This is a genomic window from Syntrophorhabdus sp. (genome assembly GCA_012719415.1).
GTDB lineage: Bacteria > Desulfobacterota > Syntrophorhabdia > Syntrophorhabdales > Syntrophorhabdaceae > Delta-02.
The window spans coordinates 1-4,965 of record JAAYAK010000235.1 but is presented as its reverse complement, the minus strand read 5'-3'; the positions used below and the strand labels follow the sequence as shown (position 1 = coordinate 4,965).

3 protein-coding genes are annotated in these 4,965 nt (G+C 60.7%); 2 read left to right on the top strand and 1 reads right to left on the bottom strand.

Annotated elements, in window-relative coordinates; genetic code table 11:
• Positions 1 to 2: 2 nt before the first annotated feature.
• Entirely contained in the window at positions 3 to 788 is a 786-nt protein-coding gene (locus GXX82_13810; GenBank protein NLT24113.1) for a PhzF family phenazine biosynthesis protein, read from the bottom strand.
• 364 nt (positions 789 to 1,152) lie between these two features.
• Between GXX82_13810 and GXX82_13805 the strand changes: the two genes are divergently transcribed.
• Together GXX82_13805 and GXX82_13800 are read left to right on the top strand one after the other, a co-directional pair.
• Positions 1,153 to 1,395, top strand: coding sequence for a hypothetical protein (locus GXX82_13805; GenBank protein NLT24112.1), 243 nt, complete (start codon positions 1,153 to 1,155; stop codon positions 1,393 to 1,395).
• A gap of 103 nt (positions 1,396 to 1,498) precedes the next feature.
• The coding region (locus GXX82_13800) for a CHAT domain-containing protein (GenBank protein ID NLT24111.1) at positions 1,499 to 4,965 on the top strand (3,467 nt) is incomplete at its 3' end.

Sequence of the window (4,965 nt, the reverse complement as noted above, 5' to 3'; positions counted from 1 at the left end):
CCCTACACCCCTATCTCCCCTCCCATCACCGTCACCGCCTGCCCGAAAAGATGGACCCTGTCGCCGGCGAGGTGGACCTTTACCACACCCCCGCGACGTGATACCTGCCGGGCGATGAGGTCCTCCTTACCAAGGCGCCTGCCCCAAAAGGGCCCCAGGCAGCAATGCGCCGAACCGGTCACGGGGTCCTCATTGACACCCACGGCGGGGGCGAAGAAACGCGATACGAAATCGAACTCTCCCGCGGCCGCCCTGCTCGTCACGATGACCCCGCGCACGGGCATCCCGAGGATCCTGGCATAGTCCGGGGTAAGGCCCCGCACCGTCTCCTCGGAATCCACCTCGATGATGTAATCGGAGCGGCTGGCGCCCACGTATAAAGGGACAGCGCCAAGCGCCTCCGCGATACCCTCCGGGGGAGCGATCTCAGCATCGGGGGTCGCGGGAAGATCGAGGCCGATCCATTCCCCCTCCTGCGTGCAGGTCAGCACACCGCTTCGTGTGTGGAAGGTGATCTTCTCATCTCTCCCCGCAAGACCTTCCTGCCACAGGATGTGCGCGCTCGCCAGGGTCCCATGCCCGCACAGGTCCACCTCCACCAACGGGGTGAACCATCTCAGGTTGTACCCGTCAGCCGCACGGATGAGAAACGCCGTTTCCGAAAGGTTCATCTCCGCGGCGACGCGCCGCATCCACTCATCCACCTTGGGATGGGAGAGAATGCAGACCCCGGCCGGGTTGCCGCTGAATGGCTCCGATGTGAAGGCATCGACGTGGAAGATCTTCATGATACGCTCCTTTTTCCGCACAGGATCACGGGGTTCCCTTAAAAACCCTCCCAGATTCTGCACTCCGCGGACGTCCCTGTCAACACAAAACGGCTCGTACTTATTGACAATTCCCCCTCTTTTGCATATAACTTCTAACAGGATCGGCCGCAAGGCAGTGAACGTTGGAACAAGGGGGTTTGCGCCATGAAAATGATCACCAGGATCATTATTTCCACTCTTCTCATGATGTCGGCGTCAAGCATTTGCCTCGCCGACCCGCCTGACCCGCCGGCGCCCCAGCAACCCTCGGGCTACACGGTCTGCCTGCCGGGCTGAAAGATCCACGGCAGGTCCATATGACGCAGGGAGGCACGAACATCCGGTGAAGAAGCTTGTCCTGATCCTGGCCACGATCGCGTTTCTTGTCACTTCCGTCGACATCTCCCTCGCGGACAAGGGACGGGACCCGCCCGACCCGCCCGTGGTGCCCGAACCCAGACCGATCGAGCGTTCCCTGTCTGTGCCTGCCGAAAAGGCACCCGGTGCCGCGGCCACAGCGTCACAGGGTGTACTCCACCGGGGTGCATCCGATCGAGGCGGTCTCGGAGCACCGCGGCTTCCTTGAGCGAAGCGCAAGGGAGTCCCGTGTCCACTGCGCCCGGACGTCCGTCGAACGCTTTCCCTGAAACAGGCATCAAAAATCCCATATCCAGGATGTGACCAGGACGATGACCAACGACGCGATGAAGCACCCATTTTTCTTTTTCCTCGTAATGCTCTTTCTTGCCGCCCTGTTTCACTTGCCTCCCGCTGCCGCGTTCGCTTCAGCACCCCTGAGCAGCGAACAGGAACGAGCGGTCAATGAGCTCGTAAAAGGCTACGGGTCGGGAGCAAGCGGCTTCTGGAGCGTCTTCGGGGATATCAAGGAGCGGATCGACGGACCCGTTCTGAAAAGGGTGCTCGACCACGCGGCGGCCAAGCAAGATGCCGCTCTGGTGGCTCTTGTGGTTGAAGGGGCCCGCGTCAAGGGCGACGAAAAAACCCTCGCGTCGCTCATGCTTTCCGCGGCCGATGCTCTTCTGTCCATCGGCGGGCACGATGAGGCGCTGAAACTTTACGACTCCGCCATGCCACTCGCGCGAAGACTGGAAGACCCGCTCCTTATGGCAAAGGCCCACGAAGGCAACGGTGATATCACCTTCCATTCCGGCAACCCGACCAATGCCCTCCTCATGTACAGGAGGGCCGCCGATCTCTATGCCAGGGGCGGCTCCCTGCCCGGCCAGGGCGTCGTCGCACGCAAGATGGGGGATGTGCTGATACAGACGGGAGACAACGGACAGGCGGCAAAGGTCCTGGAAAATGCCCTTCGCATCCTGAAGAGCGGTCCGAACCCTGTCGAGGAGGGAAACGCCTATCGAAGTCTTGGCAGCCTCGCTATGAGACAGCGCGATCACAGGACGGCCCTCAGTTTTCTCGAATTGGCCCTGGCGCGTTATGCCACCGCCGGTGACAAGAACGGCGAGGCCGACGTCCGTCGGGGCTTCGGCGAAACGGCCCTCAGGACGGGAGACAACGAAAGGGCGCATGAGGAGTACTCGAAGGCGCTGGCTCTCTACGACACCACGGGGTATCGCGTCGGACAGGGCTATGCCCGCAAGGGCCTCGGCGACATCGCGTTCTTTGCCGGCAGGAACGATGAGGCCCGCGGGCTCTACGAAAAGGCACTGCAGAGCTTCACGACGGCGGGATACCCCCTGGGGCAGGCCGACGTCCTCAGGAGGATGGGCCAGCTCAACCTCCGCGGAGGTCACATAGAGGAGGCCCGCGCATCATATGAAAAGGCGCTCCCCATATACGGGAAGGTCAGGGAGCCCGTGGGTCAGGCCGATGTGTACAAGGGTCTCGGCGATATAGGCTATTACGGCAGGAACTTCTCCTCGGCCCTCGAACTGTACGACAAGGCCCTGCCCTATTATGTCCACGCGGGCGAACCCCTCGGGCAGGGCAATGTCCATCGCGCCACGGGCGACATCTACTTCTATGCCGGCGATTACGCGAAAGCCATGGAATATTACGAGAAAGCCCTGTCCTTCTACATGAAGGCGAATTCCCCCATGGGGCAGGCGAACACGTATCGCACCATGGGTGAAGCCTACGTGAGGCTTGGCAAGACCGATCACGCTCTCGCCATGTTCACGTCCGCAATGGTCATCTACAAAAAGGTCAATGAACCTATCGGGCAGGGGGATATCTGTAAGACCCTCGGCGAGATCTACCTCGAGAAGGGTAACAGGATGGGCGCCCTCGACATGTTCCGCAAGGCCCTGACCTATGTAACGGCCGCCCATTCCGTCGTCGACCAGGGACACGCGTACCAGGGCATCGGCGATGTATTTCTGTCGGCGGGTGACCTTGGGAAGTCCCTCGAGAACTATGATACGGCACTCGAGCTCTACCGCCAAATGCGGGACAAGGAATCGGAAGCCTTCATCCTTGTCAAGAAGGCAGGCATCACCGGCCGCACGGGGGACGTGAAGGAGGCGACAGGCCTTTTTGAAGCGGGCCTCGGAAAATTCGAAGAGGTGCGCTCCCAGGCCATGTTCCCGGACATGAAGAAAAGCTACATGGAAAAGGTCTACGGTCATTATGAGGACGCGGCCGTCTTCATGCTCGAGGCCAACGAGAACGAGAAGGCCTTCCGCACCATCGAGGCGATGAAGGCCCGGGTGTTCCTCGATCAGCTCGCGGAGGCACGCGTCGAGCTCGAAAAGGGCATCGACCCCTCCGTGAAGGCGGAGCGCACCAGCCTGGAGAATGAACTGATGGTCACACGCAGGAAGCTGGAGGACGAATCCCGAAAGGACACGCCGGACGGGGAACTCGTGGAGAGGCTGAAGAAGGAGACCTCCCTCCTCCAGGAAAAGCTGGACACCCTGACGAGGGACATCCGGTACAAGAACCCCCTTTATGCCTCCGTCCGGTACCCGGAACCGGTGGCTGTAAGATTCCTCCAGGAAAAGGTCCTTAAGGAAGATGAGGTCCTCGCCGAGTACTTCCTCTCGAAGAAAGGGGTCCACTGCCTTGTCGTGAGCAGGAAGGATTTCCACGTCGTGAAGCTCTCCGCAAGCCATGAGGACCTCCTGTCCAAGGTAAAGGCATTCCTCACCAATATCAGGGGTTATCAGCAGAAAGAGCGTTTCCGCGAGGCCCTTGCGGAGGACCTCTATGCCATCCTCGTCAAACCCCTCGAGACCTTTCTTGGCGACGGCACGCTCATCGTGGCACCCCAGGGTGTCCTCGCTTATCTCCCCTTTGAAGCCCTTGTGACCGAGGAGGGGGGGAAGAAGATATTCATGATCGAGAAGTACCCCGTCGCTTACATCCAGTCGGGAACGGTCCTCTCCGTATTGCGCAGCCAGTACGAACGCGAGGGATCCGGAGGCGGCTTTGTCGGGTTCGGGGACCCCGTCTACGATTACGATAAGTACCTGACGGAGACAGATACGGCACGGGAAAAGAAGGCGGAGAAAAAGAACGGCGCCACGAGCGGCGCCGGGGACGAACCCCCCGCCGTGAGCCCGGGGGCGGCATTCACGAAGAACAGCTATCTCCGTGCCGGAGGCACCCTGACACGGCTTCAGGGCAGCGGGGAGGAGATAGAAGGGATCCGGAAGATATATGAGGAACAGGGCAATCCCGCCCGGTCATTTCTCAGGCTCGAGGCCCGGGAGGAAAACGCCAGGTCTCCCGGGATGGGCCGGTACGCCTTCATTCATTTCTCCACCCACGGCATCCTCGAACCCGGGTTCCAGGCCATAGCGCTGAGCCAGATACCGGGAGACAGGGAGGACGGCTTCCTTACCCTGGGGGAGATCATGAACAGCCGTTTCAACGCCCGTCTCGTGGTCCTGTCGGCCTGCGAGACCGGCCTTGGTGAAATGAGCTATTCCGAGGGCGTCACGGGGCTCACGAGGGCGGTCATGTATGCCGGCAGCACCGCGGCGGTGGTAAGCCTCTGGAGCGTCGCCGATGAAGGCACGAAAGACCTCATGATCCGGTTCTATGACGGCCTGGTCAAAAAGGGTATGTCAAAGACCGAAGCCCTGAGGGCAGCGAAGATCCAGCTGCTGAAGGACACGAAAGAAAACTCCTTCTCCCACCCCTTCTTCTGGTCGGCGTTCGTGATGTATGG